Annotated in this window: 3 protein-coding genes and 1 pseudogene; 2 read left to right on the top strand and 2 right to left on the bottom strand. The window is 50.8% G+C overall.

Annotation, left to right across the window (positions count from 1 at the left end):
• Positions 1 to 1,058, top strand: a pseudogene (locus tag WG8_RS27670) (S-layer homology domain-containing protein); the annotation flags it as partial.
• Positions 1,059 to 1,141: 83 nt separating this feature from the next.
• Here the strand turns inward: WG8_RS27670 and WG8_RS01645 are convergent.
• Together WG8_RS01645 and WG8_RS01640 are read right to left on the bottom strand one after the other, a co-directional pair.
• Positions 1,142 to 2,632, bottom strand: a complete 1,491-nt coding sequence (locus WG8_RS01645; protein WP_007428323.1) for a sensor histidine kinase — start codon at positions 2,630 to 2,632, stop codon at positions 1,142 to 1,144.
• The gene (locus tag WG8_RS01640) at positions 2,629 to 3,315 is read right to left on the bottom strand and encodes a response regulator transcription factor (protein ID WP_043890679.1); all 687 of its coding nucleotides are present in this window, start codon (positions 3,313 to 3,315) and stop codon (positions 2,629 to 2,631) included. The genes WG8_RS01645 and WG8_RS01640 overlap by 4 nt, the downstream gene beginning before the upstream one ends.
• A 289-nt stretch (positions 3,316 to 3,604) precedes the next feature.
• Here WG8_RS01640 and WG8_RS27665 point away from each other — a divergent pair.
• On the top strand, positions 3,605 to 4,967 hold a 1,363-nt coding region (locus WG8_RS27665; RefSeq protein WP_007428321.1), incomplete at its 3' end, for a glycosyltransferase family 39 protein.

Raw genomic sequence — 4,967 nt, 5'->3', positions numbered from 1 at the left:
TCGGCTGCCAGCCAAGCGGGCCAACAACCAAAGCCGCACTCACTTCTGGACAGCTGGCCACACTGGGCAAAGCTCCGGCAGGAAGTAGCCTGATTGTCAGCCATACAGGTTCATCCCTGGCCTTGCCGATATCCGTTCTGAAAAATGCTCCTGCAGGTGCAGGCATTGAAGTGGTTATCAGCAGCCAGGCGCAGGATAGCAGTACATTTACAGGTAAGCTGAAAGGCTCGACTGTGATCGGTGCACCGGTAGGGTTTGAAGCTAACGTTATTACTGGCGGCAAGAGTCAACCACTCAAAATTGCTCCAGGGCAGTTTATTACCCGTTCCTTTACCGTACCAGGACAAATTGATTCGAATACAGCCGGTGTGCTCTATACGGCGAACGGAAATGTCTATCCGGTTCCATCCGTCTTTACCAAGCAGGCAGATGGATCTACCGTTGTCAAGGTAAGCCGTCCGGGCTTCTCGACGTATGCGGCAGCGACGCGTCCTGTCAGCTTCGAAGACATTTCAACATCGTATGCCCAATCCGAAATTCAATCATTAGCGAACAAGCTGCTGATTAACGGTACAACCGATACAACTTTCTCACCGAAGAAAAACGTGACACGGGCAGAATTTGCAGCTCTGACAACCCGGGCACTTGGCCTGACACCAGGCACTGCTGCGCCATTCAGTGATATTCCTGCAGGCAGCTGGTATACCGGCGATGTGGCGGCCGCTTATGAAGCCGGATTGATTACAGGCCGCAACAGCGACAAGTTTGATCCGAACGCTCATATCAGTCGTCAGGAAATTGCTGTCATACTGGGTAAAGCTGTAGACCTGCTTCAAATTAAAGCTGCCGTCGATGGCCCTGCACGTACACCGTATCATGATGCTTCATCCTTTGCAGGCTATGCCAAGGACAGCATTGAAAAAGTGAGTGCAGCAGGTATTATCAACGGAGAAACGATTCAAAACTCCTCCTACTTCAAGCCGAATGCACCTACAACACGTGAGGCATCCGCCAAAGTGCTGCATGTGTTTTTACAAAAAGCTGCACTGATTAACTAACAACTTAAAAGCCTCCCGAGCCGTGTAACAAGTAAAGCTGCGGTTCGGGAGGCTGTTTTTAGCTTGTGCCATCATGTGCAATACTATACCGTTCCTGCTAAAGGCAGCGTTACTTTGAAAACACTACCGAGTCCCAGTGTACTTTCGGCTGTGATATTTCCGCCGTGCGCCTCCACGATAGACTCTGTAATAGCCAAGCCAAGCCCCGCTCCGCCCGAGCTGCGTGTACGTGATTCATCTCCACGATAAAATCGCTCAAATATCCGCTCCAGTTGTTCTTGACTCATGCCTGGTCCGTTATCACGAATTTGGATATCCGCCAACTTCTTGCTGGCGGACAAATTTACATGGATCACACCGTTCTCCAGGTCCGTATGCTGAACAGCATTGTGAAACAAATTGAGCACCACCTGCTTGATTTTATCCCCCTCTGCCAGCACCCGTACACCTGCCGTCATATCAAAAACCACCTTACGCGTGCCTGCCAGCATGAGAAGCTGTGGTTTCATTTCCAGCAGCAACCCATCCAGCGATATGCATTCCAGCTTCAACTCCGGCGTTCGGTCCAGCTTAGCCAACAACAGCAAGTCGGAGACAAGCTTATTCATCCGCTTGGATTCTCCATACATACTTTCTAGTGCGGACTGAAGCTGCTTGGGATTGGCTGCCGCCCCGCGAAGCAATACCTCCAAAAAGCCGTGGATCGACGTGAGCGGGGTTCGTAGCTCATGAGAAGCATCCGCTATGAACCGTCTCATCTGCATCTGCAACTCCCGCTCTGCAGCAAATGAATGCTCCAGCCGTTCCAGCATTCCATTAAATGAAACCGCCAACCGATCCACTTCATACTGGCCCTGCTCGGCGTCAAAGCGCTCGTCCAGATTCCCGGCATCAATACGTTTGACTGCCTCAACCATCCGCGAAAGGGGCACCAACGTACGGCGCAGCACAGGAAGCATGAGGGCCAGACCAATCGCAAGCGCAATCAGAGACAATAAAATAAAGGTACGGAGCTGATTAATCAGCTGCTCTTGCATGGAAGTCGTGGATACGCCCATTTGAAGCAAACCTGACGAGCGGTCAGGCGGGCCAAGCGGACGGAACACAACCAGTTGCTCATTCCCTTGAGCATCCGTAATCAATTGATAGCCATGACGCATGCGCTTGTCCTGCTGCATTACTTGATATTGCTCAGTGGTGAGGCGCGGTGGGTTAAGTCCGTTTTCACTGGACAAGCTCCGGAAGGTTCCATCTATGCCTATAGCTGCGAGCGACATATCCGGCCAAAACAGAAACGGCCCCGGTCGATCATCCCTTCGATTGTTTCCTCCCTGGGGAGCAACACCCCCACTCTGCTCTTGCGAGTCCCTAATCAATAAATCAGCAGGAATGGAGTTTAACTGCGTTCCCATAGCATCTGCACGACTCCGATACAGAAAATCTTTCATCAGAAAATATTGTAGAAAGCCGATCAATACGAGCATCAGAGCCAAAATAAGCAATGTTCTGGCTAAAAGCTGGGACCGGAGAGAACGGAGTCCATATTTGCTCCGATGTTTGCCCCCCGTCTTCATAGCAGATCCACACGGTATCCAACACCGCGCAGCGTACGAATGACCCGATGCTCCTTGTCTTTAAGTTTTTCACGCAACGAGCGAATATACACTTCGACAATATTATCCTCGCCCCCAAAATCGTACCCCCACACCCGGTCCAGAATACGGCTTTTACTTAAAACAATACCGTGGTTCAGCACTAGAAACTTCAATAGCTCATATTCGGTAGGCGACAGCTCCAGCACCTGACCCTGATAGCGAATCTCCTTGCGGCGATCATCCACTTGAAAGGGTCCGTGAACCACTTCTCCCAGCAGATCGGGAAACTGGTTGCGCAAACGCGCTTCAATGCGAGCCAGCAGCTCATTAAAGCTAAAAGGCTTTACAACATAATCATCCGCGCCGAGTTTTAAGCCTTTTACCCGATCATCCACATCATCCTTGGCTGTCAGCATAATGACCGCGATATTATCCTCCGTCTCCTTGAGACTTTGACATACCTCGAAGCCGTTCATTTCAGGCATCATGACATCCAGTACCGCTACATGCGGACGAAACTCTTTTGCCAGATCAACCGCATCACTCCCATTCTCGGCGGTTCTGACTTCATATCCTTCATTAATTAGTCCAAGCTCTAAAAATTGCAAAATATGAGGCTCATCGTCGGCCAGCATAATTTTAACTCCGTGTATTGGTTTCATGGTTAATCTTCCCTTTCATAACGTCGCATTTTTTTCCCTATAAAAAGTCGGTTCATTTTTACCTGTATCTAATATACCTGAATCCCGCCGTAAAAAAAGCACCTCTGATAAGCTTTCAGCTAACGTTCAGGGAGCGCTCATAACCAATTAAGGTACGTCTGGCAAGATAATAGCAAGCCGGTAGTTCACCGGGCCAAGATCAAAAGCGACTGGTCATTCCGCAGTCCTGAAGATAGCGGCTAGAACAACGGAATAAATACAAAGAATTTTCACAGGGAGTGGAATGTACATGATTAAGAAATGGTTTAAAAGCAGGGCGGATATCCCCCTGATCATCATCATGTTGATATCTGCATTTTTGAACGGATACAACATCTGGCAAGACAAATACGTCAACACCTACTACACGACGGCCGTAGCGAGCATGCTAGAGAACTTTCACAACTTCTTCTTCGCCTCACTCGATTCTGCCGGATCGGTAACGGTAGACAAACCGCCTGTCGTGTTCTGGATTCAGACCGCGAGCGCCTACATATTCGGGCTTCACGGCTGGAGCGTTATTTTGCCGCAAGCGCTGGCTCAGGTCGGGTCGGTATTGCTCGTTTACCTGCTCGTGAAACCGAGCTTCGGTACGATGGCTGCTCGATTGGCCGCCTTCGCCATGGCAACTACACCGATAGCAGTAGCGGTCAGCCGCACAAATAACATCGACGCTATGCTGGTGTTCACCTTGCTGCTTGCCACATGGCTTTTGTTCAGAGGCATTAAAAATAGCAAAACCGGGCTGATCCTCGCGGCTTTCGCAGTCGTAGGCATTGCCTTTAATGAAAAAATGCTGCAAGCCTATATGATCGTTCCCGCTTTGGGACTGTTTTATCTGCTAGCTTCCAAGTTTAACTGGAAGCGTAAAGCGGTAACCCTGGCAGGATCGGCAGTGGTTCTTCTGATCGTATCGCTCTCTTGGGCAGTTGTGGTGGACTCCACTCCGGCAGACCAACGCCCTTATATGGGGAGCAGCGGTACAAACTCTGTACTGAATTTGGCCTTTGGCTATAACGGCCTGTCCCGTCTGACAGGAGATCAGGGAACAGGCGGTGGACGTGGTGGCCAGCGCTCGGAGTGGAAGCAAAACGCCACAACGAATAGCAGCAATACAAATTCGGAGCAGACTCAGACAGCTACACCATCGGGTGATGCTACAGCAACTGGCGACGCTGCTACTAACAACACGGCAGCAGGCGGATTCGGTGCAGGTGGCCAAATGCCGCCGGGCGGATTTGGCGGCAACGGTCAAGGCGGTCCTGGCGACGGGCAAGGTGGACCTGGTGGTGGACCGGGCGGGAATTCCGGTGGTGGCATGTTCGGCACTGGTGAAAAGGGGCCTTTACGGTTATTCCAATCTGCCTTGTCAGGTCAGGCTAGCTGGCTGCTTCCATTCGCATTGATTGCTTCGATCGGCCTGCTGGCAAGCATTCGTCGTCGCAATATAACCCAAAAGCACAGAGAGATCATCTTCTGGTTGGCCTGGCTGCTTCCCGTCGCTGCATTTTTCAGCGTAGCCGGATTCTTCCATCATTATTACCTGATTATGCTCGCACCACCGATTTCAGCGCTCTTCGGGGCCGGATTTGTAGAATTGTGGCAGCAGTATC

This window comes from Paenibacillus sp. Aloe-11 (assembly GCF_000245715.1).
In the GTDB taxonomy this organism is placed as follows: domain Bacteria; phylum Bacillota; class Bacilli; order Paenibacillales; family Paenibacillaceae; genus Paenibacillus; species Paenibacillus kribbensis.
The sequence above is the reverse complement of the archived record's forward strand: the minus strand, read 5'-3'. Positions and strand labels throughout refer to the sequence as shown.

Excerpts from the sequence above, each read along its gene's own strand:
- WG8_RS01645 (WP_007428323.1), bottom strand. The coding sequence starts at position 2,632 with ATGAAGACGGGGGGCAAACATCGGAGCAAATATGGACTCCGTTCTCTC.
- WG8_RS01640 (WP_043890679.1), bottom strand. The coding sequence starts at position 3,315 with ATGAAACCAATACACGGAGTTAAAATTATGCTGGCCGACGATGAGCCT.